The 26,997-nt window shown below is 66.4% G+C and carries 23 protein-coding genes and 2 tRNA genes; 14 read left to right on the top strand and 11 right to left on the bottom strand.

The window, feature by feature from the left end:
* The first annotated feature begins 56 nt into the window (after window positions 1-56).
* Together PKB_RS06660 and PKB_RS06655 are read left to right on the top strand one after the other, a co-directional pair.
* Window positions 57-497, top strand: coding sequence for a hypothetical protein (locus PKB_RS06660; RefSeq protein ID WP_043250098.1), 441 nt, complete (start codon window positions 57-59; stop codon window positions 495-497).
* Window positions 494-895 (top strand): META domain-containing protein, encoded by a 402-nt coding sequence (locus PKB_RS06655; RefSeq protein ID WP_043250096.1) that lies wholly within the window; start codon window positions 494-496, stop codon window positions 893-895. Before PKB_RS06660 ends, PKB_RS06655 begins: the two co-directional genes overlap by 4 nt.
* A 117-nt stretch (window positions 896-1,012) precedes the next feature.
* Here PKB_RS06655 and gcvT read toward each other — a convergent pair whose 3' ends face one another.
* The 5 genes from gcvT to dinB all read right to left on the bottom strand — a co-directional run bounded on the left by gcvT (window position 1,013) and on the right by dinB (window position 8,396).
* Window positions 1,013-2,125: a glycine cleavage system aminomethyltransferase GcvT gene (gene gcvT / locus PKB_RS06650; RefSeq protein WP_043250094.1), complete on the bottom strand. Its 1,113-nt coding sequence runs from the start codon at window positions 2,123-2,125 to the stop codon at window positions 1,013-1,015.
* A 92-nt stretch (window positions 2,126-2,217) separates the two neighbouring features.
* Entirely contained in the window at window positions 2,218-5,082 is a 2,865-nt protein-coding gene (gcvP, locus tag PKB_RS06645; RefSeq protein WP_043250092.1) for an aminomethyl-transferring glycine dehydrogenase, read from the bottom strand.
* Window positions 5,083-5,096: 14 nt separating this feature from the next.
* A complete protein-coding gene (gene gcvH / locus PKB_RS06640) occupies window positions 5,097-5,474 on the bottom strand; it encodes a glycine cleavage system protein GcvH (RefSeq protein ID WP_043250090.1) in 378 nt (125 codons plus the stop codon).
* 272 nt (window positions 5,475-5,746) lie between these two features.
* Entirely contained in the window at window positions 5,747-7,276 is a 1,530-nt protein-coding gene (locus tag PKB_RS06635) for a sigma-54-dependent transcriptional regulator (protein WP_043250088.1), read from the bottom strand.
* Window positions 7,277-7,334: 58 nt separating this feature from the next.
* Window positions 7,335-8,396, bottom strand: coding sequence for a DNA polymerase IV (gene dinB / locus PKB_RS06630; protein ID WP_043250086.1), 1,062 nt, complete (start codon window positions 8,394-8,396; stop codon window positions 7,335-7,337).
* Window positions 8,397-8,610: 214 nt separating this feature from the next.
* Here dinB and PKB_RS06625 point away from each other — a divergent pair.
* The 5 genes from PKB_RS06625 (at window position 8,611) to PKB_RS06605 (ending at window position 13,663) form a co-directional block, all read left to right on the top strand.
* A tRNA-Met gene (locus tag PKB_RS06625) sits at window positions 8,611-8,687 on the top strand.
* Window positions 8,688-8,817: 130 nt separating this feature from the next.
* A tRNA-Met gene (locus PKB_RS06620) sits at window positions 8,818-8,894 on the top strand.
* Window positions 8,895-9,060: 166 nt separating this feature from the next.
* Window positions 9,061-11,700 (top strand): bifunctional lysylphosphatidylglycerol flippase/synthetase MprF, encoded by a 2,640-nt coding sequence (gene mprF / locus PKB_RS06615; RefSeq protein WP_043250085.1) that lies wholly within the window; start codon window positions 9,061-9,063, stop codon window positions 11,698-11,700.
* Window position 11,701: 1 nt separating this feature from the next.
* Window positions 11,702-12,982, top strand: coding sequence for a virulence factor family protein (locus tag PKB_RS06610; protein WP_043250082.1), 1,281 nt, complete (start codon window positions 11,702-11,704; stop codon window positions 12,980-12,982).
* A gap of 123 nt (window positions 12,983-13,105) precedes the next feature.
* Window positions 13,106-13,663, top strand: coding sequence for a cytochrome b (locus PKB_RS06605; RefSeq protein WP_043250080.1), 558 nt, complete (start codon window positions 13,106-13,108; stop codon window positions 13,661-13,663).
* A gap of 444 nt (window positions 13,664-14,107) precedes the next feature.
* Here PKB_RS06605 and PKB_RS06600 read toward each other — a convergent pair whose 3' ends face one another.
* Window positions 14,108-16,012, bottom strand: coding sequence for a potassium transporter Kup (locus tag PKB_RS06600; protein WP_043250078.1), 1,905 nt, complete (start codon window positions 16,010-16,012; stop codon window positions 14,108-14,110).
* A 251-nt stretch (window positions 16,013-16,263) separates the two neighbouring features.
* Between PKB_RS06600 and rimO the strand changes: the two genes are divergently transcribed.
* Entirely contained in the window at window positions 16,264-17,586 is a 1,323-nt protein-coding gene (rimO, locus tag PKB_RS06595) for a 30S ribosomal protein S12 methylthiotransferase RimO (RefSeq protein ID WP_043250077.1), read from the top strand.
* A 59-nt stretch (window positions 17,587-17,645) separates the two neighbouring features.
* Complete coding sequence (locus tag PKB_RS06590; RefSeq protein WP_043250076.1) at window positions 17,646-18,107, top strand: YehS family protein; 462 nt, start codon at window positions 17,646-17,648, stop codon at window positions 18,105-18,107.
* On the opposite strand, the gene PKB_RS06585 is transcribed toward PKB_RS06590, so the two are convergent.
* The gene (locus tag PKB_RS06585) at window positions 18,076-19,620 is read right to left on the bottom strand and encodes an ArnT family glycosyltransferase (protein ID WP_052355202.1); all 1,545 of its coding nucleotides are present in this window, start codon (window positions 19,618-19,620) and stop codon (window positions 18,076-18,078) included. The two genes, PKB_RS06590 and PKB_RS06585, sit on opposite strands and share 32 nt — an antisense overlap.
* Before the next feature lie 218 nt (window positions 19,621-19,838).
* On the opposite strand from PKB_RS06585, the gene PKB_RS06580 reads away from it, so the two are divergent.
* Together PKB_RS06580 and tsaA are read left to right on the top strand one after the other, a co-directional pair.
* Window positions 19,839-20,609, top strand: a complete 771-nt coding sequence (locus tag PKB_RS06580) for an SDR family oxidoreductase (protein ID WP_043250075.1) — start codon at window positions 19,839-19,841, stop codon at window positions 20,607-20,609.
* A gap of 40 nt (window positions 20,610-20,649) precedes the next feature.
* Window positions 20,650-21,351, top strand: a complete 702-nt coding sequence (gene tsaA / locus PKB_RS06575) for a tRNA (N6-threonylcarbamoyladenosine(37)-N6)-methyltransferase TrmO (protein ID WP_043250073.1) — start codon at window positions 20,650-20,652, stop codon at window positions 21,349-21,351.
* A gap of 128 nt (window positions 21,352-21,479) precedes the next feature.
* Here tsaA and fpr read toward each other — a convergent pair whose 3' ends face one another.
* Window positions 21,480-22,256: a ferredoxin-NADP reductase gene (gene fpr, locus PKB_RS06570; protein ID WP_043250071.1), complete on the bottom strand. Its 777-nt coding sequence runs from the start codon at window positions 22,254-22,256 to the stop codon at window positions 21,480-21,482.
* 232 nt (window positions 22,257-22,488) lie between these two features.
* Here fpr and PKB_RS06565 point away from each other — a divergent pair, with 232 nt between their 5' ends.
* Complete coding sequence (locus tag PKB_RS06565) at window positions 22,489-23,415, top strand: LysR family transcriptional regulator (RefSeq protein ID WP_043250069.1); 927 nt, start codon at window positions 22,489-22,491, stop codon at window positions 23,413-23,415.
* A 27-nt stretch (window positions 23,416-23,442) separates the two neighbouring features.
* Here the strand turns inward: PKB_RS06565 and PKB_RS06560 are convergent, their stop codons facing one another.
* Window positions 23,443-23,814 (bottom strand): diacylglycerol kinase, encoded by a 372-nt coding sequence (locus tag PKB_RS06560; protein WP_043250067.1) that lies wholly within the window; start codon window positions 23,812-23,814, stop codon window positions 23,443-23,445.
* Window positions 23,815-23,896: 82 nt separating this feature from the next.
* Window positions 23,897-24,547: a response regulator transcription factor ErdR gene (gene erdR, locus PKB_RS06555; RefSeq protein WP_043250065.1), complete on the bottom strand. Its 651-nt coding sequence runs from the start codon at window positions 24,545-24,547 to the stop codon at window positions 23,897-23,899.
* Window positions 24,548-24,776: 229 nt separating this feature from the next.
* Between erdR and PKB_RS06550 the strand changes: the two genes are divergently transcribed.
* Complete coding sequence (locus tag PKB_RS06550; RefSeq protein WP_043250063.1) at window positions 24,777-25,661, top strand: DMT family transporter; 885 nt, start codon at window positions 24,777-24,779, stop codon at window positions 25,659-25,661.
* A 3-nt stretch (window positions 25,662-25,664) separates the two neighbouring features.
* Here the strand turns inward: PKB_RS06550 and PKB_RS06545 are convergent, their stop codons facing one another.
* Window positions 25,665-26,381, bottom strand: a complete 717-nt coding sequence (locus PKB_RS06545; protein ID WP_043250062.1) for a tRNA-uridine aminocarboxypropyltransferase — start codon at window positions 26,379-26,381, stop codon at window positions 25,665-25,667.
* Window positions 26,382-26,586: 205 nt separating this feature from the next.
* Here PKB_RS06545 and PKB_RS06540 point away from each other — a divergent pair, with 205 nt between their 5' ends.
* The gene (locus PKB_RS06540; protein WP_043250060.1) at window positions 26,587-26,994 is read left to right on the top strand and encodes a quorum-sensing-regulated virulence factor family protein; all 408 of its coding nucleotides are present in this window, start codon (window positions 26,587-26,589) and stop codon (window positions 26,992-26,994) included.
* The last annotated feature ends 3 nt before the right edge of the window (window positions 26,995-26,997 follow it).

Below are 26,997 nucleotides of genomic sequence, written 5' to 3'. Positions count from 1 at the left end.
CGAATCCCCGCGCCGACCCCGATATCCCGTACCATACGGGCCTCAAGGGAGGACCCATGGCTCAACACGATTTCCGCTACAACCTGCTCAACCCGCAACACACGCTCAACGAGTGCCGGGCACTCGGCCCGGGCCTCTACCAGGTCACCGGCAACGGTGGTTCGATCCAGAACGGCGACTCCCTGCTGGTCACCCTCAAGGGCAGCCGCGACCTCAGCATGACCCTGACCGTCGAGAAGGTCCGCCACCTGATCAACCCGCCCGGCCAATGGACCGCCGTAGCCAAGGGCCCGGTGTTCAACCAGCTGTCGATCCTCAACTGGCAGGTGAAATGCGACGGCTGCGGCAGCATGCTCGACTTCGAATTCGCCGTCGACGACTCGCTCGGCAAGGCCGCCCAGGCCCCCGCCGCCACCGCGCGCATTGCCGAGCTGGGTTGGACGGTGACCGGCGACCGCCACCTCTGCCCCTCTTGCCAGAACAAGGTGCAGCCATGAAGGCATTGCTCGCGCTGGGAATCGGCGGCCTGCTGCTCGCCGGCTGCGCCGCGCATCCGACGCAACCGGAAAGCGACCAGGAATACCGCGTCGAATGGGTCGGTCCGCGCCCGCTGGTCGGCCATAGCCACGTCAGCATGACCTTCGATGGCGAGGGCCGCGCCTTCGGCAACGCCGGTTGCAACCACTGGTTCGCCAACTACCAGATGGAAGGCGACAAGCTGACCTTCAGCCAGCCCGGCAGCACCCGGCGCATGTGCGCGCCGGCGGTGATGGAACAGGAACAGCGCTTCCTCGCGCTGCTCGGCAGCGTGCAGCGCTGGGACATCACCGAGAAAGGCGAACTGCGCCTGTGGCCGGAAACCGGCCGCGCCATCCGTATGTGGCCGGTGGACTGACACCGGCTTCTGGGTCCCCGCGTTCGCGGGGATGACGGAAAATTGTAGGAGCGAGCTTGCTCGCGAACCGGCCCTGTATGCGGCTGTTCGCGAGCAAGCTCGCTCCTACAGGCGTCCTCAGCCGCGGTAGTAACGCTGCGGCACGAAAGGCGTACGCGCCACCTTCATCGGCACGCGCTTGCCGCGCACCATCGCGAAGACTTCGCTATCCAGCGCCGCATGCGCGCCAGCCACGTAGCCCATGGCTACCGGCGCGCCCAGGCTGGGGCCGAAGCCGCCGCTGCTGACCTTGCCGATCACCACGCCATCCGCATCGACGATCTCTGCGCCTTCACGCACCGGCACGCGCTCCTGCGGCAGCAGGCCGACGCGCTTGCCGGCCACGCCTTCACGCTGTTGGGCGAAGATGCGCTCGGCGCCGGGGAAGCCACCGGCGCGCTCGCCATCGGCGCGGCGTGCCTTGGAGATGGCCCAGACCAGGCTGGCCTGGACCGGCGTGGTCTCGGTGTCCATGTCGTGACCATAGAGGCACAGGCCGGCTTCCAGACGCAGCGAGTCGCGCGCGCCAAGGCCGATCGGCTGCACTTCCGGCTCGGCCAGCAGCGCGCGGGCCAGGGCCTCGGCATGATCCGCAGGCACCGAGATCTCGTAGCCGTCTTCGCCGGTGTAGCCCGAGCGGCTGACGTTGCAGGTCACGCCGAGCAGCTCGACGCTGGTCACCTGCATGAACGTCAGCGCCTTCACCGCCGGCGCCAGGCGGCCCAGCACTTCGGCAGCAGCCGGGCCTTGCAGGGCGAGCAGCGCGTGGCTGTCGAACAGCGACTCGATCTCGCAAGCGTCACCCAGGTGCGCACGCAGGTGGGCGAGGTCCTGGTCCTTGCAGGCGGCATTGACCACCAGGAACAGGTGGTCGCCGGCGTTGGCCACCATCAGGTCGTCGAGGATGCCGCCCTCTTCGTTGGTGAACATCGCATAGCGCTGCTGGCCGACCGGCAGGTCGAGGATATCCACAGGCACCAGGCGTTCCAGGGCGGCCGCCGCGCCGTCACCACGCAGGCGCAGCTGGCCCATGTGCGAGACGTCGAACAGGCCGGCCTGGGCGCGGGTGTGCAGGTGTTCCTTGAGCACGCCCAGCGGGTATTGCACCGGCATCTCGTAGCCGGCGAAGGGAACCATCTTCGCACCCAGTTCCAGGTGCAGGTCGTACAGGGGCGTCTTGGCGAGGCTCATGGCAACTCCTTGGCGAAAAAAAGGCCGCGTCGGCGCATCCGGCACCCATCGCGGCCACGGCGCCCGCTTGCGCGGGCGCTGGGACTGAAGGTTTACGCGTCCTGGTAGTCGGCGATCGACGGGCAGGAGCAGGCCAGGTTGCGGTCGCCATAGACGTTGTCCACGCGACCTACCGGCGGCCAGTACTTGCCATCGATCAGACTAGCCAGCGGGAATACCGCCTGCTCGCGGCTGTACGGGTGCGACCACTCGCCAACCAGTTCCGCCGCGGTGTGCGGGGCGTTCTTCAGCGGGTTGTCGTCGGCGTGCAGCTCGCCGCGTTCCACCGCGCGAATCTCTTCGCGGATGCAGATCATGGCGTCGCAGAAGCGATCCAGCTCTTCCTTCGACTCGCTCTCGGTCGGCTCCACCATCAGGGTGCCGGCGACCGGGAAGGACATGGTCGGCGCGTGGAAGCCGAAGTCGACCAGGCGCTTGGCCACGTCGTCGACGTTGATGCCGCTGGTTTCCTTGAGCGGGCGCAGGTCGAGGATGCACTCGTGGGCGACCAGGCCGTTCTCGCCGGTGTAGAGCACCGGGTAGTGCTCTTCCAGGCGACGGGCGATGTAGTTGGCGCCGAGGATCGCCATCTGCGAGGCGCGCTTGAGGCCGGCGCCACCCATCATGCGAATGTACATCCAGGTGATCGGCAGGATGCTGGCGCTGCCGAACGGCGCGGCGCTCACGGCACCTTCCTTGCGCTCCAGCTGCTCGCCGTGGCCCGGCATGAAGGGCGCCAGGTGGGCTTTGACGCCGATCGGGCCGACGCCCGGGCCGCCACCGCCGTGGGGGATGCAGAAGGTCTTGTGCAGGTTCAGGTGCGAGACGTCGCCGCCGAACTTGCCCGGCGCGCAGAGGCCGACCATGGCGTTCATGTTGGCGCCGTCGATGTAAACCTGGCCGCCGTTGTCGTGGACGATGGCGCAGATCTCGCGCACCGCTTCCTCGAACACGCCGTGGGTCGACGGGTAGGTGATCATGATCGCCGCCAGGTTGTCGCGATGCTCTTCGGCCTTGGCCTTGAGGTCGTCCAGGTCGACGTTGCCGCGCGCGTCGCAGGCGGTCACCACCACGCGCATGCCGGCCATCTGCGCGGTAGCCGGGTTGGTGCCGTGGGCCGAGGACGGGATCAGGCAGACGTCGCGATGACCTTCGCCACGGCTGGCGTGGTAGGCGCGAATGGCCAGCAGGCCAGCGTACTCGCCCTGGGAACCGGCGTTGGGCTGCAGCGACACAGCGTCGTAGCCGGTGGCCGCGCAGAGCATGGCTTCCAGCTCTTCGGTCAGCAGGCGATAGCCTTCGGCCTGATCGGCCGGAGCGAACGGGTGCAGGCTGCCGAATTCCGGCCAGGTGACCGGGATCATCTCGCTGGCGGCGTTCAGCTTCATGGTGCAGGAGCCCAGCGGGATCATGCTGCGGTCCAGCGCCAGGTCCTTGTCGGCGAGCTTGCGCAGGTAGCGCATCAGCTCGGTTTCCGAGTGGTAACGGTTGAACACTTCGTGGCGCAGGATGGCCGAGCGGCGCAGCTGCGCTTCCGGCAGGCGGTCACCCACGGAGTCGGCCAGGGCTGCGAAGTCCGGCAGGGCCTGGCCGGCGGCGGCGAACACCGCCCACAGCGCCTCGATGGCGGCCTGCTCGCAGGTCTCGTCGATGGAGATGCCGACGCGGGCGGCATCGATGGCGCGAAGGTTGATACCAGCGGCCTGGGCTGCGGCATGGAATTCAGCGGCCGGACGTGCGGTGACCAGGCTCAGGGTGTCGAAGAAGGCTTCCTGCTCGACCTGGTGGCCCAGCTGCTTCAGGCCCTCGGCCAGGATCGCGGTCAGGCGGTGCACGCGCCGGGCGATCTGCTGCAGGCCCTGCGGGCCGTGGTAGACGGCGTACATGCTGGCGATGTTGGCCAGCAGAACCTGCGCGGTGCAGATGTTGCTGGTCGCTTTCTCGCGGCGGATGTGCTGCTCGCGGGTCTGCATGGCCAGGCGCAGCGCGCGGTTGCCGAAGCGGTCGATGGAGATGCCGACCAGGCGGCCCGGCATGTCGCGCTTGAAGGCGTCACGGGTGGCGAAGAAGGCCGCGTGCGGGCCGCCGAAGCCCAGCGGCACGCCGAAGCGTTGGGCGCTGCCCAGGACCACGTCGGCGCCGAATTCGCCCGGAGGGGTCAGCAGGGTCAGAGCCAGCAGGTCGGCAGCCACGGCCACCAGGGCGTTGGCCGCATGAGCGCGCTCGACCAGCGCACGGTAGTCGATCAGGGCGCCGGTGCTGGCGGGGTACTGCAGCAGCACGCCGAAGTAGGCGGAGAAATCTTCCAGCGCGCTTTCGTCACCGACCACCACTTCGATACCCAGCGGCTCGGCGCGGGTGCGCAGCACGTCGAGGGTCTGCGGGTGGCAGTGGACGGAAACGAAGAAGGACTGGGCGGCTTTGTTCTTCGACAGGCGCTTGCAGAAGGTCATGGCCTCAGCGGCGGCGGTCGCTTCGTCGAGCAGCGAGGCGTTGGCGATCTGCATGCCGGTGAGGTCGCTGACCAGGGTCTGGAAGTTCAGCAGGGCTTCCAGGCGGCCCTGGGAGATTTCCGGCTGGTACGGAGTGTAGGCGGTGTACCAGGCCGGGTTTTCCAGCAGGTTGCGCAGGATCGGCGCCGGGGTGTGGCACGGGTAGTAGCCCTGGCCGATGTGGTTGCGGAACGGGCGGTTGCGCGCGGCGATGGCGCGCAGATCGGCGAGTGCCTCGGCTTCGCCCTGGCCGGCGCTGCCGCCGAGCACGCTGGTGCCCTTGATGCTGTCGGGGATGACGCTGTCGGTCAGGGCGTCGACGCTGGCGTAGCCGACCAGCTCAAGCATGGCCTGGGTATCGGCATCGCGCGGGCCGATGTGGCGGCCGATGAACTCGTTGGTAGTGCTCAGTTGGATCTTGCTCATGAGGGCCTCTCGGGTCAGGCGCGAGCGGAAAGGTAGGCTTCGTAGCCGGCCTGGTCCATCAGGGTGTCGAGTACGGCGGCATCGTCCAGGCGGATGCGGAAGAACCAGCCATCGGCCAGCGGCGACTGGTTGACCAGCTCGGGGCTGTCGACCAGGGCCGGGTTGACCTCGGTGACTTCGCCGGCGAGCGGCATGACGATATTGCTGGCGGCCTTCACCGACTCGAGCACCGCCACTTCGGCGCCCTGCTCATGGCGGCCGAGCTCCGGCAGCTGGACGTAGACCACGTCACCCAGGGCTTCCTGGGCATAGTCGGTGACGCCGACGGTCACTTCGCCGGAAGCTTCGAGGCGCAGCCATTCATGGTCGGGGGTGAAGCGCAGGGTGGTCATGGATCGTCCTCTTGTACGCGACTGAGCCGTCGGGTAGCTCGGCCATTTTGCGGCGAACAGAGCAAGAGCAATGCCAATAGATTTTTTTACTTATAAATCAATAGCTTAAACATAAAACAGGCCAGACAAAGAACCCCGAATGGAACGATTTCATTCCATAAGAGAAGTCCTACAGCCCTGTTACAACAGTCTGTAAGCCATGATTGGCGCGGCCTCGCTCGATCGGAACGAAATCATTCCAATGGAGCGAAATCATTCCACAGAATCAACGCTCAATGCTCGCTGCGAATACCGTACTTGCGCAGCCGCTGGCCAATGGCGGTGTGCGAGGTGCGCAACCGTGCGGCGAGCTGGCGGGTCGAGGGATAAGCCGCGTACAGGCGCTGCAGCAACGACTTCTCGAACTGCTGCACGGCCTCCTCCAGGCTGGTGACCTCCTCGTCCTCGGCCTGCCGGGTGTCGAGCTCGGTGCCGGCCACTTCCAGGTCGCCCACCTCGATCACGTCGCCCTCGCAAATCGCGGCCGCACGGAAGATCTTGTTCTGCAGCTGGCGCACGTTGCCGGCCCAGCGGTTGCCCAGCAGCAACGGGTGCGTCGCCGGCGCGAGACGGCACGGCGGGCGCTGGATCTGCGTGCAGGCCTGGCGCAGGAAGTGCTCGGCTAACAGGAGGATGTCCTGGCCGCGCTCGCGCAGCGGCGGCACCTGCAGGTTGAGCACATTGAGGCGGTAGTAGAGGTCTTCGCGGAAGCTGCCTTCGCCGACCATCTTCGTCAGGTTGCGGTGGGTGGCGCAGAGCACCCGCACGTTGACCCGCGTCTCGCGGTCACCGCCGATACGGCGGAAACAGCCGTCATTAAGGAAGCGCAACAGCTTGGCCTGCAGGTACGGCGACATCTCGCCGACCTCGTCGAGGAACACGGTGCCGCGGTCGGCCAGCTCCAGCAGACCCGGCTTGCCACCGCGCTGGGCGCCGGTGAAAGCGCCCGAGGCGTAACCGAACAGCTCGCTCTCGGCGAGGCTTTCCGGTAGCGCCGCGCAGTTGAGTGCGAGGAAGGGCTCCTCGCGGCGCGAACTCAGCGCGTGGCAGGCGCGCGCCACCAGCTCCTTGCCGGTGCCGGTCTCGCCCTGGATCAGCACGGGTGCATCCAGGCCCGCGACCTTGCGCACACGGGCCTTCAGCTGGGTCAGCGGCGCCGAGCGGCCGATCAGTCCCTGCAAACCTTCGGCATGGTCGTGGTGCAACACCGACAGGCGCTCACCGATTCGGCTCGGCGGATAAAGGGTTAGCAGCCCGCCGTCGAGGGCATCGCCACCGCCGCGGATCGGCGTGGCGTCCAGCAGCAACGGCTGCCCGCCCAGGCTGACCTCGTGCATCGGCAGGCGGAAGCCCTTCTCGCGCAGGTGCTCGGCCAGGCCTGGCTCGTCGAACAAGCTGGACAGCGATTCGCCGGCCGGCTGGCGACCGCACAGCTCGATCAGGCTGGGATTGGCCAGCAGCACGCGGGCCTCGGCGTCCACCGCCAGCACCGGATCGCTCATCGCCGCCAGCAGTGCATCCAGGTGCAGGCTGCGGCGCTGGCCGGGAAGCATGTCGACGATCTGCACCGAGAGCACGCCACGCACCCGCAGCAAGGCGCCATGCAGCTCGTGGAGCACTTCCTGGCGCAACTCGGGGGCATCTATATAGACGTTGGGTGGAACCATCTCCACCGCATCCAGATTGAGATTGCGCGCGCCCAGCAGCGCCAGGACTTCCTGGGTGATGCCAACGCGGTCGGTGAAGGTGACGTGGATTCGCATGCTTCGGGCCCTGGCTAAGCGCTGCGCATGATCGGTATTTTTCGCCGCCCAGGCAATTTCAGAAGAGGCTGAGCTGCTCGGCTTTTCCGCGCAGATCGACCAGGCGCACGCCTACGCCGATCAGCCGCACCGGGCGCTCGCCGCGCTGGTAAGCCTGCGCCAACAGCGAACGGTAGCTATCCAGGTCGCGGCCGGCACCGGCCTGCTCGAGGGTGGTCTGGGTGAAATCGTGGAACTTCAGCTTCACGAAGGGTTTGTCCGCCCGGTAGCTGGCATCCAGACGCTGCATGCGTCGCTGCAGTTCGTCGAGCAGCGACGGCAACTCCGCCAGACAGGCATCGACGTCGCGCAGGTCGTGCTCGAAGGTGTTCTCCACGCTTATCGACTGGCGGCGGCTGTCCACCTGCACCGCCCGGTCGTCGATGCCGCGGGCCAGGTTCCACAGGCGCTCGCCGAAACCGCCGAACTCGCGCACCAGCGCCAGCCGCGACCAGTCGCGCAACTCCAGGCAGGTCTGCACGCCCAGCCGCGCCAGCTTCTCCGCCGTGACCTTGCCGACCCCGTGCAGCTTCTTCACCGGCAATTCGGCGACGAACGCCTCGACCTGGTCCGGGGTGATGACGAACAGCCCGTTGGGCTTGCGCCAGTCGCTGGCGATCTTGGCCAGGAACTTGTTCGGCGCCACGCCGGCCGACACCGTGATGCCCAGCGACGACCAGACCCGCCGGCGGATGTCCTGGGCAATGCGCGTGGCGCTGCCGGCGAAATGCGCACAGTCGCTGACGTCCAGGTACGCCTCGTCCAGCGACAGCGGTTCGATGAGGTCGGTGTAATCGCGGAAGATCGCGTGGATGTCCCGCGACACGCCTTTATAGACGTCCATGCGCGGGCGAACGATGGTCAGGTCCGGGCACAGCTTGACCGCCGTGCGCATTGCCATGGCCGAGTGCAGGCCGTATGCGCGCGCTTCGTAGTTGCAGGTCGCGACCACGCCGCGCTTGTCCGGCGAGCCACCCACGGCCAGCGGCTTGCCGGCGAGGCTCGGGTCGTCGCGCATTTCGATGGCGGCGTAGAAGCAATCGCAATCGATATGGATGATCTTTCGCTGCTTGGCACTCAAGGGAAACGTCTCTGCCTCGACCGGCTCGCGGCGGCACGCCGGAAGACTGCGTATGGTAATGCAAAAGGTCGGCGCCAACCTCGACGCCGGCCGCGCCCGGCCCAAGGCCCCGCATAGCCCCGGCTGCCGCGCCCTGCCCTCCCTGGCTCGCTAAATATTTGAAGAAAAAACACTTTTTTGTTGACAGGGTAGTCTTCCTGAGTAGAATGGCCGCCGCGGGATGGAGCAGTCTGGTAGCTCGTCGGGCTCATAACCCGAAGGTCGTTGGTTCAAATCCAGCTCCCGCAACCAAACACAGAAAAAAGCCACTCCTAGAGTGGCTTTTTTCGTTGCCGAGCGATTGAACCGAGCCCCAATTTAAATTATTGATTAAAAAGCAGAAATCGATTGACAGCAGTCTCCTCCCGAGTAGAATGGGCGCCGCGGGATGGAGCAGTCTGGTAGCTCGTCGGGCTCATAACCCGAAGGTCGTTGGTTCAAATCCAGCTCCCGCAACCAAACACAGAAAAAAGCCACTCCTAGAGTGGCTTTTTTCGTTGCCGAGCGATTGAACCGAGCCCGTCGGAGTCCCGGCTTCCATAATGGATGGCGACTATTCGCCCCAAGGACTTGGGAATTCGCGGCACCGCCCCTATTGTGTCGCGCAAAATCCACGAGGTGCACGATGCGCGCCAACCCTTCCGCGCCTGATACGCCCGAAGAAGCAGCCAGCCCCGTCGAGACCGGGCCGCGCCTGCTGGATCGAATCAATGCCCATCGCCAGCAGATCGGCATCGCCGTCACGCTGCTGCTGTTCTCCCTGGCGCTGATCGCCTGCTACCACCTGCTGCGCGACATCGACCCCTATTCCCTGCACGACGCCATCCTCGACGTCCCCACCGATTCCCTGCTGGGTGCCCTGGGCGCGACCGTCGCCGGCTTCATCTGCCTGCTCGGCTACGAGTGGTCGGCCAGCCGCTTCGCCGGCGTGAAACTGCCGTTGCCTACGCTGCTGACCGGCGGCTTCAGCGCCTTCGCCATCGGCAACGCCGTAGGTCTGTCGATGCTCTCCGGCGGCTCGGTGCGCTACCGGCTCTATGCCCGCGCCGGGCTGAACGCCATGGAAGTGGCGCGCATGACCCTGTTCGCCAGCCTCTCGCTGGGTTGCGCGCTCCCGGTGCTCGCCGCCATGGCCGCGCTCAGCGACCTGTCCGATACGGCCCAGGCATTCAACCTGCCGACCTGGCTGGTGGGCTCGGTAGCGGTCGCCATCCTGGTCTTCTGCGTGCTGCTGGTGATCGGCATCGAACGCCGCCGCCTGCCTGAGCGCCCCTCGCCGGACAGCCAACTGATCCGCATCGGCCAGCGCTCGGTGCGCCTGCCGGGCCTGCGCCTGGGCCTGATCCAGCTGGTGATCACCGCGCTGGACGTGGCCGCCGCCGGCACCGTGCTCTATCTGCTGCTGCCCGAAGCGCCGCCCTTCGGCACCTTCCTGCTGATCTACATGATCGCCCTCGCCGCCGGCGTGCTCAGCCACGTGCCTGGCGGCGTCGGCGTGTTCGAGGCGATCCTCCTGGCGGCCTTCGCTGGCCAGCTGGGCGCCGCGCCGCTGGCTGCTGCCCTGCTGCTCTATCGGCTGATCTACGTGGTCCTTCCGCTGCTGGTGGCCTGCCTGGTGCTGCTGTCCGTCGAGGCACGGCGCATGCTCCTGGCGCGCCAAGCGATGCGCGCCGCTTCCGGCCTGGCCGCACCGGTGCTGGCGGTGCTGGTGTTCATCTCGGGCATCGTGCTGCTGTTTTCCGGCGCCACGCCTTCCATCGATACCCGCCTGGACGAACTGGACTTCCTCGTCCCACACCGCCTGGTCGACGCCTCGCACTTCGCCGCCAGCCTCATCGGCGTACTCTGCCTGCTGCTGGCGCAGGGCCTGCGCCGGCGCCTTTCCGCCGCCTGGGTGCTGACCCTGATCCTGCTGATCAGCGGCGCCGTGTTCTCGCTGCTCAAGGGCGTGGACTGGGAGGAAGCCAGCATCCTCGGCGTGACCGCGCTGCTGCTGGCGATCTTCCGCCGCTCCTTCTATCGCCGCAGCCGGCTGATGGAAGTGCCCTTCTCGCCGCTCTACCTGGCCGCAGCCGCCTGCGTGGTGGCGACCTCGATCTGGCTGTTCCTCTTCGCCTACCAGGACGTGCCTTACAGCCAGGAGCTGTGGTGGCAGTTCGCGCTCGATGCCGACGCCCCGCGCGGCCTGCGCGCCGCCCTGGGCAGCTGCCTGCTGCTCGCCGCCGTGGCGCTGACCTGGCTGCTGCGCACTTCTCCACCGGAAATTCACGAGCCGACCCGCGAAGAACTCGACCGCGCCGCCGCCATCCTCGCCCAGTCCGAGCAGCCCGACGGCGGCCTCGCACTGTCCGGCGACAAGGCCCTGCTGTTCCACCCGACGCAAGACGCCTTCCTCATGTACGCCCGCCGCGGCCGCAGCCTGGTCGCGCTGTACGACCCGATCGGCCCGACCCAGGCGCGCGCAGAGCTGATCTGGCAGTTCCGCGACCTCTGCGACCTGCACCACGCGCGCCCGGTGTTCTACCAGGTGCGCGCGGAGAACCTGCCGTTCTACATGGACATCGGCCTGACCGCCCTCAAGCTCGGCGAAGAGGCGCGCGTGGACCTGCGCCGCTTCGACCTGGAGAGCAAGGGCAAGGACATGAAGGACCTGCGCTACACCTGGAACCGCGGCCAGCGCGACGGTCTCTCGGTGGAGTTCCATGATGCAGGGCAGGCGCCGCTCGACGAGCTACGGGCGATATCCGACGCCTGGCTGGGCGGCAAGGCGACCCGTGAGAAGGGCTTCTCCCTCGGTCGCTTCACGCCCGAATACCTGCACTACTTCCGTGTCGCCGTGGTTCGCCATCAGGGCCGTGCTGTGGCCTTTGCCAACCTGCTGGAAACCGCCAGCCACGAACTGGCCAGCCTGGACCTGATGCGCGTGGTGCCCGACGCACCGAAGATGACCATGGAATTCCTCATGCTCGGCCTGATCCTGCACTACAAGGAGCGCGGCTACGCACGCTTCAGCCTCGGCATGGTGCCGCTCTCCGGCCTGCAGCCGCGCCGTGGCGCGCCGCTGACCCAACGCCTGGGCGCCCTGGTGTTCCACCGTGGCGAGCAGTTCTACAACTTCCAGGGGCTGCGCCGCTTCAAGGACAAGTTCCAGCCCGACTGGGAACCCCGTTACCTGGCCGTGCCCGCGGGGCTGGACCCGCTGGTGGCCCTGGCCGATACCGCCACACTGATTGCCGGCGGCCTGACTGGATTGGTGAAACGCTGATATGTCGAAACGTCGTTGGCGCCTGCTGGCCATCGTCCTGCTGTTGATCATTGCCGTAACCACCGCAGCTGCCTGGCTGTGGTTGCACCCGCTGTCCCAGGCGAAACTGGAGCACAGCAAGCTGCCCGACGGCAGCCCGGTGACCCTCGCAAGCCCAGGCAAGCGCCCGACCGCACGGGTGCTGGTCGCCGTCCCGCAGGACCAGCAGCTGAGCGACGCGCAATTGCTCGCCCTGGCCCACGACAACGGGGCCAAGGTCGCCCAGTTCATCTTCCCGGAGAAGGATTGCGCCGCGCAGCAGCATCGCGCCCAGGCCGCGACCAACCTGCTCGACGGCCAACCGACCCTGGTCGCTGGCGTCGGCCCCGGCGGCGCCTACGCCTGGCGCTGGCTCGCCGGGCAGAACGACGACAAGGCCAAGGCCCTGTCGGTCGCCTTCTCCCTCGGCAAACCGGACTGCGCCGCCACGCCGCTGCCGCAAAGCGCCGCCCACGGCCATTGGGTCGCCGCCTGGAACGACAACCCGGATGACGATAGCGCGCGCTTCACCCGCACCCAGCAGAATGCCGAAACCGTCATCGCCGACTACTACGACAACCTGCAGAAGGTGCTCGACGACCAGCTCAAGCGCCTGATCCAGGGCGGCGGCGACAACTTCCCGGTGGTCGAAGTACCGGCCGCCAAGCCGTCGGAAACCGTCACCCTGTTCTATTCAGGCGACGGCGGCTGGCGCGACCTGGACCGTGACGTCGCCGGGCAGATGGCCGAGCTCGGCTACCCGGTGGTCGGGGTCGATGCGCTGCGCTACTTCTGGGAGCACAAGAGCCCCGAGCAGAGCGCCGCCGACCTCGCCCTGATGATGCAGCACTACCGCGAGAAGTGGGGTGCCAAGCACTTTGTCCTGGCCGGCTTCTCCTTCGGCGCCGACGTCCTGCCGGCGATCTACAACCGCCTGCCGGAAGCCGACAAGCAACAGGTCAGCACCATCCTGCTGCTGGCGATGGCGCGCAGCGGCAGCTTCGAGATCGAAGTCCAGGGCTGGCTCGGCAAGGCCGGCAAGGAAGCGGCGACCGGCCCTGAAATGGCCCATCTGCCGGCACCCAAGGTGTTCTGCGTCTACGGCCTCGACGAGAAGGACGAGAGCGGCTGCACCCAGCCCCAGGCGGTCGGCGAGAACCTCGAACTGCCCGGCGGCCACCACTTCGACGAGAACTACCCGGCCCTGGCAAAGCGCCTGGTGAACGCCATTCGCGCGCGGCAGACGCAGCCCAACGAGTCCTGAACCGGCGTTCGGGCTTAAACTGGCGATGCAGCGCGCACCTTCAGACTGTCTTCAGATTGGTCGCGCAAGCTGCCCTCGCCCCGCTGCCGTGAGCGAGGTCCGCCTGAGCCACAAGGAGTCGAGATGAACACGTCCGCCACCCCGCCACGCCGCTACGGCGGCCTGTCGATCGCCATGCACTGGCTGATGCTGGCGCTGATTGCCGGCACCTACGCGTGCATCGAACTGAAAGGAAACTTCCCCAAGGGCAGCGACGGGCGCGCGCTGCTCAGCCAATGGCACTTCATGCTCGGTCTGAGCATCTTCGCCCTGGTCTGGCTGCGCCTGCTCGGCCGCATGATCCACCCCACCCCGCCGATCACCCCGGCGCCGCCGGCCTGGCAGAACGCCGCATCCAAGCTGATGCACCTGGCCCTGTACCTCGTCATGATCGGCCTGCCGCTCGCCGGCTGGGCGACCCTCAGCGCCGCCGGCAAGCCGATCCCGTTCTGGGGCCTGGAGCTGCCGCCGCTGCTCGACCAGAACCCGGACCTGGCCAAGCAGATCAAGGGCTGGCACGAAACCGTGGCCAACCTCGGCTACTGGCTGATCGGCCTGCACGCCGCCGCCGGCCTGTTCCACCATTACGTCGCCCGCGACAACACCCTGGCGCGCATGCTGCCGGGCTCGCGCGAGGCCTGATCGGGATAGAAAAAGCCCCGCCTCGGCGGGGCTTTTTCATGGTCCTTCGCTCCTGTAGGAACGGTTTCATCCGCGATTCTTTTCGCGGACAAGGTCCGCTCCTACAGTCACGTACCACGTCGCCCTTCCACGTCTTCCCCGCGAACGCGGGAATCCAGAGACTTCGTGTTTCTGCGTCGCTTTGGCATGTATGGATGTATCGCTGGAAGTCCCAAGAGCGAAGCGCGCTTACGCTTTGCATAGGAGCGAGCTTGCTCGCGAACCGCACGGCAAGGCGTTCCCCTGTAGGAGCGGCCCATGGCCGCGATTCGCGCGCATGGCGCGCTCCTACAAGGGCAATTCGGCGCGAGGAGTTTCGCGGATAAATCCCCTCCTACAAGGGACTCGGGACACGCCCATGAAAAAGGCGCCCCGAAGGCGCCTTTTTCATGCAGCGGATGAACCTCAGATTTCCACCTGGGTCCCCAGCTCGATCACCCGGTTCAGCGGCAGGTTGAAGTAGCGCAGGTTGCCGTTGGCGTTCTTCAGCAGGAAGGCGAACAGCCCTTCGCGCCAGCGCGCCATGCCGATGCGCTTGGACGGGATCACCGTTTCGCGGCTTAGGAAGTAGGTGGTGCGCATCGGGCTGAAGTCCAGCTCGTTGAGGTGGCAATACTTCAGCGCCGCCGGGATGTCCGGGTCTTCCATGAAGCCGTAGTGCAGCACCACGCGGAAGAAGCCCTCGCCATAGGCGTCGACTTCGAAGCGACGGTCCGTGGCCACGCGCGGAATGTCTTCGTTGACCACGGTGAGCAGTACGACCTGCTCATGCAGCACCTGGTTGTGCAGCAGGTTGTGCAAGAGCGCATGGGGCACGGCGTCGGCGCGGGCGGTCAGGAACACCGCAGTGCCCTGCACGCGATGCGGCGGCTGCGAGCGGATGCTGGAGATGAACAGCGGCAGCGGCAGCGCGCCTTCGTCCAGGCGGTCCACCAGCAGCTGGCGGCCACGTTTCCAGGTGGTCATCAGAGCGAACAAGGCGACACCGGCGACGACCGGGAAGGCCCCGCCCTGCAACACCTTCGGCAGGTTCGCCGAGAAGAACAGCACGTCCACGAGCAGCATCACGGCAAAGAACGGAATGGTCAGCCACAGCGGCCACTTCCAGTGCAACCAGAAGATCACGCCCATCAGCAAGGTGGTGACCAGCATGGTCCCTGTCACTGCCACACCGTAGGCCGAGGCCAGCGCCGCCGAGGATTCGAAGCCGAGCACCAGCAGCACCACGCCGACCATCAGCGCCCAGTTCACACCGGCGATGTAGATCTGCCCTTGCTCCTGGCTGGAGGTGTGCTGCACGAACATGCGCGGCACGAAGCCAAGCTGCATGCCCTGGCGGGTCAGCGAGAAAGCACCGGAAATCACCGCCTGGGAGGCGATCACCGTGGCCACCGTAGACAGCGCCACCATCGGCAGCAGCGCCCAGGACGGCGCCAGCAGGTAGAAGGGGTTACGCGCCGCCTCGGGGTTGAAGAGAATCATCGCGCCCTGGCCGAAATAGTTCAGCACCAGCCCCGGAAGGACCAGAGCGAACCAGGCCCGGGAGATCGGCTTGCGGCCGAAGTGGCCCATGTCGGCGTACAGCGCCTCGGCACCGGTCAGCGCCAGCACGGTGGCACCGAGGATGGCGACGCCGATGCCCGGATGCACGACGAAGAAATTCGCGGCCCAGAAGGGGTTGAGCGCCTGCAACACGACCGGGTGCTGGTAGATGCCATAGGCGCCCAGCACACCCAGCACCACGAACCAGATCACCATCACCGGGCCGAAGATGATGCCGATGCGTGCCGTGCCGTGCCGCTGCAGGAGGAACAGCCCCACCAGCACGATCAGCGACAGTGGCACCACCCAGTGCTCCACGCCCTCGAACGCGATCTCCAGGCCCTCGATGGCCGACAGTACCGAGATTGCGGGCGTGATCATGCTGTCGCCATAGAAGAGGGAGACACCGAACAGGCCCAGCACGACCAGGATGGAACTCAGCCTCGGATATTCGTGCGCCGCCTTGCGCGCCAGGGCGGTGAGCGCCATCACCCCGCCTTCGCCTTCGTTGTCTGCGCGCAGGACGACGAGCACGTACTTGATCGATACCACCCAGATCAGTGACCAGAAGATCAGGGAAAGGATGCCGAGAATGGCGTCGTGTCCGACTTCCACACCATAGCCGCCGACGAACACCTCCTTGAGGGTGTACAGCGGACTGGTTCCGATATCGCCATAGACCACACCGATGGCAGCCACCATCATTCCCACGGCGGAGCTTGAGTGACGCTCCTGGTGCTCTGCGGTTCCAGCGCTGGCATCGGACATGTAACGAAATTCCTCTACGAAAAATTCGGCGCATCCTGCTCCGACGCACTCGGCGATGCAAGAGTCGCGAAAGCCTGACTTGAATGAATATAGAGCCTGTTACGTGCGATTACTCTGACAGCGACTGGCAATTCGCCGCGCGCCTGCGACAGCTTGCCTCAGGGAGGCTGGTCAAGCACGCGGGCTGCCGGTAGAATTGCGCACTTTTTGATCAGAGGCGCCGCCAGCGCGCCCTTCGAGGTTAGCCACAGATGTCCACCGCAACGCCCAAAGTCGGTTTCGTTTCCCTTGGTTGCCCCAAAGCAACGGTCGACTCCGAACGCATCCTCACCCAGCTGCGCATGGAGGGCTACGAGATCGTGCCCACCTACGAGGACGCCGACGTGGTGGTGGTCAACACCTGTGGTTTCATCGACACCGCCAAGGCCGAATCCCTGGACGCCATCGGCGAAGCCATCGCCGAGAACGGCAAGGTGATCGTCACCGGCTGCATGGGCGTATCCGAAGACGCCATCCGCGACGTGCACCCCAGCGTGCTCGCCGTCACCGGCCCGCAGCAGTACGAGCAGGTGGTCAACGCGGTGCATGAAGTGGTGCCGCCCAAGGCCGACCACGACCCCTTCGTCGACCTCGTACCGCCGCAGGGCATCAAGCTGACCCCGCGCCACTACGCCTACCTGAAGATTTCCGAAGGCTGCAATCACAGCTGCAGCTTCTGCATCATCCCGTCGATGCGCGGCAAGCTGGTCAGCCGCCCGGTGGGCGATGTGCTCAGCGAAGCCCAGCGCCTGGTCAAGGCCGGCGTCAAGGAACTGCTGGTGATCTCCCAGGACACCAGCGCCTACGGCGTCGACCTCAAGTACAAGCTGGACTTCTGGGAAGGCCAGCCGGTGAAGACCCGCATGCTCGAGCTGTGCGAAGCGCTGTCGAGCATGGGCGTGTGGGTGCGCCTGCACTACGTCTACCCGTACCCGAACGTCGACGACGTCATCCCGCTGATGGCCGCCGGCAAGCTGCTGCCGTATCTCGACATCCCCTTCCAGCACGCCAGCCCGAAAGTGCTCAAGGCCATGAAGCGTCCGGCCTTCGAGGACAAGACCCTGGCGCGCATCAAGAAGTGGCGCGAGATCTGCCCGGAACTGACCATCCGCTCGACCTTCATCGTCGGCTTCCCCGGCGAGACCGAGAAAGACTTCCAGTACCTGCTAGACTGGCTGACCGAAGCCCAGCTCGACCGCGTCGGCTGCTTCCAGTACTCGCCGGTCGAAGGCGCCCCGGCCAACGACCTGGGCCTGGAGCTGGTACCGGACGACGTCAAGCAGGAGCGCTGGGAGCGCTTCATGGCGCACCAGCAGGCGATCTCCGCCGCGCGCCTGCAGCGCAAGATCGGCCAGGAAATCGAAGTGCTGATCGATGAAGTCGACGCCGAAGGCGCAGTAGGCCGTTCCGCCGCCGACGCCCCGGAAATCGACGGCGCCGTCTACATCGACAGCTTCGACGTGAAGCCGGGCGACAAGGTGCGCGTGCGCATCACCGACGCCGACGAATACGACCTCTGGGCCGAGCTGGCCTGAGTCGACGAAAGCCCCGCCTAGCGGGGCTTTCTCTTTCCGCCCCAAGGAATTTCCCCGCCATGCTGAACAACGACATCCTGCGCAGCCTGCGCTACAGCCTCGACATCGGCGATGGCGAAGTCGCCGCCATCGCCCAGCTCGCCGGCCAGGCGCTGACCGCCCCGGAAGTCGCCGACCTGCTGCGCCGCGACGACGAGGCCGGCTACCGCGAGTGCCCGGACGAGATCCTGACGCGCTTCCTCGACGGCCTGATCATCCATCGCCGTGGCCGCGACGAAAGCCGTCCGCTGCCGCCACTGGAACTGCCGCTAAACAACAACCTGATCCTCAAGAAACTGCGCGTCGCCTTCGAGCTGCGCGACAACGACCTGCTGGCGGTCCTGGACGCCGCCGGGCTGATCATGACCAAGGGCGAACTCAACGCACTGTTCCGCGCCCCCGGCCACGACAATTACCGCCCGTGCGGCGACCAGATCCTGCGCAACTTCCTCAAGGGGCTGACGGCGCGTCTGCGCGGCTGACCGAATCCGCTGGGATGTAGGCGACACTGCCGCCCTCGTGCTGCTTGAACAGCCGCGCGCCGTTGGTCTGCGGGGTGAGCAGGCGCTGGTGGTCGGCCGCAAGGTAAGCCAGCGGCATCCTCTCCGGCTTCGGGTAATAGCCGATCACCACGGTGCGCAGCGGGTCCCAGTGACGACCGCTGTAGCGCTCCAGCCAGGCGAAAAACGCGGCGCTGTCGCCCTCGCGCGGGTAATCGGCGCTGTCGTGTACATAGAAGAACGGCTCGCTCGTGCCCTGCAGGTACATCGGCAGCTTGTTGTCGCCATCGACGATCACCACCTGCCATTGTGGCCAAGGCGCCTGCCGCGTTGCCTGGCTACGCACCTGATCGGCGAAGGTGATCACCCCGCCTCCACCGTTGCTCCAGGGGTAGATCACCCCAAGCACCAGCAGCAGAAGAATCGCCACCCCACCGAAGGCCCACGCCCAACCGCGGCCGGCAGACTGCCGCGCCTCAAGACGCCGGACGATCCACCAGGCCGCCAGCAGCTGGGCGAATGGCACCAGCGGCAACACGTAGTAGCTGCGCCGGCTGCCGCTGGCGGTGAAGAACAGGAACAGCAGGCCGAGTGCCCAGACCAGCCAGCGCACGTTCGGCTCCAGCCCCTTCCAGGTGCGCAGCGCCAGCCACAGTCCGGCCATCCAGAACGGCGCCCAGGGCAAGGTGTAGACCGGCAGGTAGATCAGGTACGTGTAGATGGGCCCGAAGTTGTCGTAGGGGTGGAAGAAACGCACCACGTTCTCGCGGAACACCAGGTACAGGCCGCTTTCGCCATAGGTCGGCTGGCCATACAGGTGCGACAGCAGGAAGGGAATGAAGTACACGACCGCGGAAACCAGCAGCGCGGCCAGGAAACGCAGGTTGCAGTGCTTGCGCCAGCGCCCTTCGCCCAGCAGGTGCGGCAGCAACACCAGGGCCGGTAGCACGAAGCCGATCAGGCCCTTGAACAGCGAAGTCAGGGTGAGCAGCAGCCAGAAGCCGAGATAACGGCTGAAGCGCGTGTCTTCGGGGTTGCGCCAGTACAACAGCAGCGCAGCGAGGATGCCGCACACGGTGACCAGGTCGGCGGTCGCCACCCGCGCCCAGAAGGCGAAGTAGAAAGTGGTTGCCAGCAGCCAGCCGGCGATCAGCCCGGTGCCTTTGCGGAACAGCTGCTCGCCGAGCAGATAGACCAGCCAGATGCTCGCCCAGGCGGCGAGCACGGAGCTCAGCCGCAGGGTCCAGTGATTCAGGCCGAACAGGCTGGCCGGCGCGGTGATCAGCCAGTACGACAGCAGCGGCTTGTCGTAATAGGCCCCACCCATGAGGTAGGGGTCGAAGTAGTCGTGCGATTGCAGCATCTGCAGGGCGATATCGGCCCAGCGCGCCTCCGGCCCCCAGACCTCGCGCGCGCCCAGGCCGCAAAGCAGGATCAGCGCCGACACGCCCAGCAGCAGCGCCAGGGCGACACGCTCCGTACGGAACAACTTCATCAAAACGACTCCCGGCAGCGAACGCCGGCACCTCCGATGGGTGCGGCGGCGCAAATGCTGGCGCTGCAAGCGTCATGGCGAAGTGAATTCATTGCAGCGAACTCGTGATTTTCCGCCCGCCCGGGCAATGGCGCGGCATTCCTGCTCTGGATGGTGCTCGGCGGCTGCCGCGCCGGCCATTTAGGGTGGGCGCCTGTCGAAGCCAAAGGAGACTCCCGATGCATCCCTACTTCAGCCTGGCCGGCCGCACCGCGCTGGTCACCGGCGGCACCCGCGGCATTGGCCGCATGATCGCCCAGGGCCTGCTCGAAGCCGGCGCCCGCGTGTACATCTGCGCCCGCGACGCTGCTGCCTGTGAACAAACCGCCTCCGAGCTCTCCGCCTACGGCGAATGCCACGGCCTGCCGGCCAACCTGGCCAGCGAGGAAGGCGCGCGCGCCCTCGCCGCCGAACTGGCGGAGCGCCTGGAAGGCCTGGATATCCTGGTCAACAACGCCGGCACCACCTGGGGCGCGCCGCTGGAGAGCTACCCGGCCTCAGGCTGGGAGAAGGTCATGCAGCTCAATGTCACCGCCGTGTTCAGCTGCATCCAGCAATTGCTCCCGCTGCTGCGCAAGGCCGGTACGGCGGCAAGCCCGGCGCGGGTGATCAATATCGGCTCGGTGGCCGGCCTCACCTCCTTCGGCGAGCAGGCCTACGCCTACGGCCCGAGCAAGGCGGCGCTGCACCAGCTGTCGCGCATGCTGGCCCGCGAACTGGTGAGCCAGCACATCAACGTCAACGTGATCGCGCCCGGGCGCTTCCCGAGCAAGATGACCCGGCACATCGTCAACGACCCCGAGGCGCTGGCCGAAGACAACGCGCACATCCCGATGAAGCGCTGGGGCCGCGAGGAAGAGATGGCCGCCCTGGCGATCAGCCTGGCCAGCACCGCCGGCGCCTACATGACCGGCAACATCATCCCCATCGACGGCGGTTTCCACCTCTGATCGGGTAACATGGCGGCCCCTGCTACACGCCTGTGCCGCCATGTCCCACTCCGTCTCGCCCATCGGCCACATCCGCTCCTGCTTCAAGGAGAAGTTCGCCATTCCGCGCCAGCCACAACTGGCACCGGCCGCGCGCGGCGTGCTGGAGCTGCTGCCACCGTTCGATACCGGCGATGCGGTGGCGGGCCTGGAGCAGGTCAGCCATGTCTGGCTGATCTTCCTCTTCCACCAGGCCCTGGAAGACAAACCACGCCTGAAGGTGCGCCCGCCGCGCCTGGGCGGCAACCGCTCCCTCGGCGTGTTCGCCACCCGCGCCACGCATCGCCCCAACGGCATCGGCCAGTCGGTCGTGAAACTGGAGAAGGTCGAGCCCGGGCGGCTCTGGCTGTCCGGCATCGACCTGCTCGACGGCACCCCGGTGCTCGATGTGAAGCCGTACGTGCCCTACGCGGACATCGTCTCCGAAGCGCGCAACGCCATCGCCGAGGCACCACCCGCGCCCATCCCGGTGCAGTGGAGCGATGCAGCGCTGGCCCAGGCCCGCGAGCAGGCGCTACGCCTGGGAGAGCCGGTGGTCGAGCTGGTCGAGCAATGCCTGGCCCAGGACCCGCGCCCGGCCTACCAGCAGCCGACGCCGGAACGCCGCTACGGCGCGCGGCTGTGGGACCTGGATGTGCACTGGCACTACCCCGAACCAGGCGTCATCCGCGTGCTGGACGTGCAGCCCGCGGATCGCGGATAAATCTGCTCCTACGGTCCGCCGATCGCCCTGTAAGCGGATTCATCCGCGAATCGCGGCCATGGGCCGCTCCTAAAGAATCGCCAACGAAAAAGCCCGCCAATTGGCGGGCTCTTTCATGTAGCTGGAGCTTACTTCTCGACGAAGGCGCGCTCGATCAGGTAGTCGCCCGGCTCGCCCATGCGCGGCGAGATCTGCAGGCCGAAGCCGTCCAGCACTTCGCTGGTCTCGTCCAGCATGCTCGGGCTGCCGCAGATCATGGCGCGGTCGTCCTGCGGGTTCATCGGCGGCAGGCCGATGTCGGCGAACAGCTTGCCGCTGCGCATCAGGTCGGTCTGGCGGCCCATGTTGCGGAAGTCTTCGCGGGTCACCAGGGGGTAGTAGATCAGCTTCTCTTTCACCATGTCGCCGAAGTACTCGTGCTCCGGCAGGACCTTGGTGATGAAGTCGGCGTAGGCCAGTTCGCTGACCCAGCGCACGCCGTGGACCAGGATGACCTTCTCGAAGCGCTCGTACACTTCGGGGTCCTGGATCACGGAGAGGAACGGCGCCATGCCGGTGCCGGTGCTCAGCAGGTACAGGTGACGGCCGGGCTTGAGGTCGTCCAGCACCAGGGTGCCGGTGGGCTTGCGGCTGACCATCAGCTCGTCGCCTTCCTTCAGGTGCTGCAGACGCGAGGTCAGCGGACCGTCCGGAACCTTGATGCTGAAGAACTCCAGGTGCTCTTCGTAGTTCGGGCTGGCGATGGAGTACGCACGCATCAGCGGACGACCGTTGACTTCCAGGCCGATCATCACGAACTGACCGGTCTTGAAGCGCAGGCCCGGGTTACGGGTGGTCTTGAAGCTGAAGAGGGTGTCGTTCCAGTGATGCACGCTGAGAACGCGCTCGGTGTACAGGTTGCTCATCGAGGACTCCTAGAGATTGGTGGCGCACCCCAGCGGATCCCGGACGTAGCGCAATTGCGCGACATTTTATAGGGGGCGACAATATCCGCAAAATAAATTATCTGGATATTGCTAATCCAAAACGCAGATAAGGCCCGGAATTCGCGGCCTGCCGCGCACCTTTCTCCCGCCAAGCCCACCTCGGGGCGACAGAATGTCGCGCCGAACAGCCCCTCTGGAGCCCTCGCCCAGCATGAAATTCACCTTGCGCCAGATGGAAGTCTTCGTCGCCGTCGCCCAGCAGGAAAGCGTCTCGCGCGCGGCCGAAGCGCTGTCGCTGTCGCAGTCGGCGACCAGTACCGCGCTGGGCGAACTGGAGCGGCAGTTCGACTGCAAGCTGTTCGACCGCGCCGGCAAGCGCCTGACCCTCAACGCCCTCGGCCGCCAGGTGCTGCCGCAGGCGGTGGCACTGCTCGACCGGGGCAGCGAGATCGAGAGCCTGCTCAACGGCAAGAGTGCCTTCGGCTCGCTCGACCTGGGCGCCACCCTGACCATCGGCAACTACCTGGCCACCTTGCTGATCGGCACCTTCATGCAGCGCCAGCCGGACTGCCGGGTGCGCCTGCACGTGCACAACACCGCGCACGTGGTGCAGCGCATCGCCCACTACGAGCTGGACCTGGGCCTGATCGAAGGCGACTGCCAGCACCCGGACATCGAGGTGCAGCCGTGGATGGAGGACGAGCTGGTGGTGTTCTGCGCGCCACAGCACCCGCTGGCCAAGGCCGGCCCGGTGGACCTGAGGCAATTGAGCAGCGAGGCCTGGATTCTCCGCGAGCAGGGCTCGGGCACCCGGCTGACCTTCGACCAGGCCATGCGCCACCACCTGGAGCCGCTGAACATCCGCCTGGAGCTGGAGCACACCGAGGCGATCAAGCGCGCCGTGGAATCCGGCCTGGGCATAGGCTGCATCTCGCGCCTGGCCCTGCGCGACGCCTTCCGCCGCGGCAGCCTGGTGCCGGTGGAAACCCCGCAACTGGACCTGCGCCGGCAGTTCTACTTCATCTGGCACCGGCAGAAATACCAGACCGCGAGCATGCGCGAGTTCCTCGACCTGTGCCGCAGCGAAACCGCCGGCATCAGCCGCAGCGACGAGATCGTGTTGCCGATGATTCCCTGACGGGAACCCAGGAAAACTGCGGGGCAATCAGCCCAGCAGAATGACGGCCCAGACCACGGTGATGATGGTCAGCGCGACGAACTGGGCAGCGCTGCCCATGTCCTTGGCGTTCTTCGACAGCGGGTGACGCTCAAGCGAAACGCGGTCGACCACCGCCTCGATGGCTGAATTGAGCAGTTCGACGATCAGCGCCAGCAGGCACACCGCGATCATCAGCGCGCGCTCGCCACGGGTGACATGGAAGAAGAACGACAGCGGAATGAGGATGACGTTGATCAGCACCAGTTGGCGGAAGGCCGCCTCGCCGCGGAAGGCCGCGGAAAAGCCGGCCAGGGAATAGCCGGCGGCATTGAGGATGCGTTTCAGGCCGGTCTGGCCCTTGAAGGGGGACGAAGTCACTGCGGAATTCCTGTGCAAAGAGCGCGGCACTCTAATCCAGGCGCCGCGAGAAGTTGTGAAGCGAAGATCAATGAAGTGGCGATCAGGGGGCGGGAACCGTTTCCATCTGTTGCAGCAGCAGCGCCGCCTGGGTCCGGGTACGCACGTTGAGCTTGCGGAAGATCGCCGTGACGTGGGCCTTCACCGTGGCCTCGGAAACGCTCAGCTCATAGGCGATCTGCTTGTTGAGCAGGCCTTCGCAGACCATGGTCAGGACGCGGAACTGCTGTGGCGTCAGGCTGGCCAGGCCGGCGCTGGCGGCACGCGCCTCCTCGCTCAGCTCGGTCACCGCATCGGCCTGCGGCGGCCACCAGACGTCGCCATCGAGCACCGCGCGCACCGCCTGCTGCAGGGTGGCCATGTCGCTGGACTTGGGAATGAAACCGCTGGCGCCGAACTCCCGCGAGCGCTGCACGACGGCGGCGTCTTCCTGGGCGGAGATCATCACCACTGGAATCTGCGGGTATTGCCCGCGCAACAGCACCAGGCCGGAGAAGCCGTAGGCGCCGGGCATGTTCAGATCGAGCAGGACCAGGTCCCAGTCGGCCTTTTCGTTCAGCCGGGCTTCCAGCTCGGCGATGCTGGCTGCCTCCACCAGCTTCGCATCGGAACCCAGGCCCAGGGTAAGGGCCTGATGCAGTGCACTGCGGAACAGCGGGTGATCGTCAGCGATCAGGATCTCGTAGGAAGCCATGAATTGTCCTTGCTGGCCGCGCTCGATCCCGGCCGTGGGTAACGGCCGAGCCAGCGCCGGAAAGGTCTGAACCCGATGCGCCGCATTGTACGCCAAAGCGCCCCGCCGATGCCCGCCGAGATTGCGTCTCCCGGCGCTCCCGCAGGTATTGCGCCGTGCTTTGCAATGGCTCGGTCAATGCGGCAGAGTTGCGCTCTTTTTTCTGCCTGATCTGCCTGTTGAGAACACCATGAAGAGCCATGCCCTGCGCGCCGATATCCTGATGCTGTTCACCGCCATGATCTGGGGGGTGTCCTTCGTCGCGCAGCGCTTGGGTATGGATGCCATCGGCCCGTTCCTCTTCACCGGCCTGCGTTTCGCCCTCGGCGCGCTGGTGCTGGTGCCGCTGATGGTCTGGACGGGCAAGCGCGGCGCGCAACCGTTCAACCGCGGCCTGCTGCTGGCGGGCCTGGCCATTGGCACCGCGCTGACCATCGGCATCAACCTGCAGCAGGTCGGCCTGTTGTTCACCAGCGTGACCAATTCCGGTTTCATCACCGGTCTCTACGTGATCTTCGTACCGCTGCTCGGCCTGCTGCTTGGCCACCGCACCGGCACGGGCACCTGGCTGGGCGCTGCGCTGGCGGTGAGTGGCATGGCCATGCTGAGCATCGGCCCTGACTTCCACGTCGCCTCCGGCGACTGGCTGCAGCTGACCGGCGCCGTCGTCTGGGGCGGCCACGTGCTGCTGGTGGGCCTGTTCGCCAGCCGCTACGACCCAATCCGCCTGGCTTTCCTGCAGTTCGCCACCTGCTCGGTGGTGAGCCTGGTGCTAGCGGTGATCTTCGAGGAAATCCACTGGGACGCCATCGTCCAGGCCGGCCCGGCGCTGCTCTATGGCGGCCTGTTCGGCGTCGGCACCGGCTTCACCCTGCAAGTGATCGCGCAAAAGCACGCCATTGCCTCGCACGCCGCGATCATCCTCTCGCTGGAAGCGGTATTCGCCGCCATCGCCGGCGCCCTGTTCCTCGGCGAGAGCCTGCACGCCCGCGGCTACCTCGGCTGCGGCCTGATGCTCGCCGGCATGCTGGTCGCCCAGCTCTGGCCACGCAAGGCCGAAGCCCGCGCGGCCTGACTTTCAGAGCGCGGTGAAGGGCCGCAGGGCCTGGTGCGCCAGGCTCTGCTCGTCCAGCGGCTGCTGACGCTTGGAGCCCAGATAACGCTCGCTGAACACGTCGAGGTAGGCGTCCAGCGCCTCACCGGCCTGCTGGTCGCCCGCCAACCCCAGGCAGAGCGCCGCCACTTCGGCCGTGCACAGGTGCTCGTCGAACTTGGAGCGGCGCAGGCGATAGCGCGAGAGCGCATCCGGGGTGATGCTCAGGACCGGGAAGCGATCCAGGTACGGGCTCTTGCGGAACATCTTGCGCGCCTCGTTCCAGGTCGCGTCCAGCAGGATGAACAAGGGCCGCTTGCCCTCCTGCGGCTCGACCTTCTCGACCACCCGCTCGGCAGCGACGAATTCACCGGGAAACACCACGTACGGCTGCCACTGCGGATCGTCGAGCAGCGCCAGCAGCGCCGGATCGACCTCGGTGCGCGACCAGCCGAAGGCCCAGGTGTCCGGTACCGTCTCGGCGATCAGCCAGCCCGTGTTGCTCGGTTTAAGCGGCTCGGTGTCGAACATCACCAGGCACATCGCGGCGTTGCTCTGCACCTTCGGCTGCCAGGCACACATGCAGTAGTTCGGCCGCAGGCGGCAGCCAGGGCAACGCGGCGAGCGCGAACCCCGCGCGACGAAAGGCTTGATGCAGCGGGCCAGGCGCTCGGCACGCAAACGGGCGACGGCGTGGCTCATGGGCGGCCCTGCAAAAGGGCGACGGGGAACGGGAACATGGCGACTCGAAACGGCAGATCGGATGCGGGCGGCGATTCTAGCAGAGCGTCGCGTTGTGACCTTTCTCGGCAGCCGGGCGGTTTTCAGCGACAATAGCCGGCGCACTCCGCTGCCGAACCCTCGATGTTCGGTGCGGTCGAAGCGGCACCCATGCCAGGAGAACCCCATGCTACGCCTCACCGCCCTCGCCCTCTGCCTCGTGCTACCCGCCGCACAGGCAGCATCCATGAAGGACTACGAACTGACCCAAACCCTGGAGAAGGTCGCCAAGGAGAGCAGCGAAGGCACTCCGCGCGCCATCAACGAGGACATCCTCGACCAGGGCTACACCGTGCAGGGCAAGCAGCTGATCAACCACCTCAGCGTGCGCGCCAGCCATGCCGAGAAGATGCGCGCGAACCCCGGCAGCGTGCGCAGCCAGCTGGGCGACAGCGTGTGCAAGAACACCGGCTATCGCCAGCTGCTGGCCCAAGGCGCGGTGCTCACCTACGAGTTCACCGAGTACCACACCAACAATCCGGTAGCCATCGAGCGCTTCGACGCCGGCAGTTGCCACATCAAGCTGCAGAAGTGACGC

It is taken from the genome of Pseudomonas knackmussii B13 (genome assembly GCF_000689415.1).
Taxonomy (GTDB): Bacteria; Pseudomonadota; Gammaproteobacteria; order Pseudomonadales; family Pseudomonadaceae; genus Pseudomonas; species Pseudomonas knackmussii.
Note: the sequence above shows the minus strand (reverse complement) of the source record. Positions and strands in the feature narration are given on the sequence as shown.

Bases quoted from the DNA above. Each gene is read 5' to 3' on its own strand.
- PKB_RS06660 (WP_043250098.1), top strand. From the start codon at position 57: ATGGCTCAACACGATTTCCGCTACAACCTGCTCAACCCGCAACACACG.
- PKB_RS06655 (WP_043250096.1), top strand. From the start codon at position 494: ATGAAGGCATTGCTCGCGCTGGGAATCGGCGGCCTGCTGCTCGCCGGC.
- gcvT (WP_043250094.1), bottom strand. From the start codon at position 2,125: ATGAGCCTCGCCAAGACGCCCCTGTACGACCTGCACCTGGAACTGGGT.
- gcvP (WP_043250092.1), bottom strand. From the start codon at position 5,082: ATGAGCAAGATCCAACTGAGCACTACCAACGAGTTCATCGGCCGCCAC.
- gcvH (WP_043250090.1), bottom strand. From the start codon at position 5,474: ATGACCACCCTGCGCTTCACCCCCGACCATGAATGGCTGCGCCTCGAA.
- PKB_RS06635 (WP_043250088.1), bottom strand. From the start codon at position 7,276: ATGCGAATCCACGTCACCTTCACCGACCGCGTTGGCATCACCCAGGAA.
- mprF (WP_043250085.1), top strand. From the start codon at position 9,061: ATGCGCGCCAACCCTTCCGCGCCTGATACGCCCGAAGAAGCAGCCAGC.
- PKB_RS06610 (WP_043250082.1), top strand. From the start codon at position 11,702: ATGTCGAAACGTCGTTGGCGCCTGCTGGCCATCGTCCTGCTGTTGATC.
- PKB_RS06605 (WP_043250080.1), top strand. From the start codon at position 13,106: ATGAACACGTCCGCCACCCCGCCACGCCGCTACGGCGGCCTGTCGATC.
- PKB_RS06600 (WP_043250078.1), bottom strand. From the start codon at position 16,012: ATGTCCGATGCCAGCGCTGGAACCGCAGAGCACCAGGAGCGTCACTCA.
- rimO (WP_043250077.1), top strand. From the start codon at position 16,264: ATGTCCACCGCAACGCCCAAAGTCGGTTTCGTTTCCCTTGGTTGCCCC.
- PKB_RS06590 (WP_043250076.1), top strand. From the start codon at position 17,646: ATGCTGAACAACGACATCCTGCGCAGCCTGCGCTACAGCCTCGACATC.
- PKB_RS06585 (WP_052355202.1), bottom strand. From the start codon at position 19,620: ATGAAGTTGTTCCGTACGGAGCGTGTCGCCCTGGCGCTGCTGCTGGGC.
- PKB_RS06580 (WP_043250075.1), top strand. From the start codon at position 19,839: ATGCATCCCTACTTCAGCCTGGCCGGCCGCACCGCGCTGGTCACCGGC.
- tsaA (WP_043250073.1), top strand. From the start codon at position 20,650: ATGTCCCACTCCGTCTCGCCCATCGGCCACATCCGCTCCTGCTTCAAG.
- fpr (WP_043250071.1), bottom strand. From the start codon at position 22,256: ATGAGCAACCTGTACACCGAGCGCGTTCTCAGCGTGCATCACTGGAAC.
- PKB_RS06565 (WP_043250069.1), top strand. From the start codon at position 22,489: ATGAAATTCACCTTGCGCCAGATGGAAGTCTTCGTCGCCGTCGCCCAG.
- erdR (WP_043250065.1), bottom strand. From the start codon at position 24,547: ATGGCTTCCTACGAGATCCTGATCGCTGACGATCACCCGCTGTTCCGC.
- PKB_RS06550 (WP_043250063.1), top strand. From the start codon at position 24,777: ATGAAGAGCCATGCCCTGCGCGCCGATATCCTGATGCTGTTCACCGCC.
- PKB_RS06545 (WP_043250062.1), bottom strand. From the start codon at position 26,381: ATGAGCCACGCCGTCGCCCGTTTGCGTGCCGAGCGCCTGGCCCGCTGC.
- PKB_RS06540 (WP_043250060.1), top strand. From the start codon at position 26,587: ATGCTACGCCTCACCGCCCTCGCCCTCTGCCTCGTGCTACCCGCCGCA.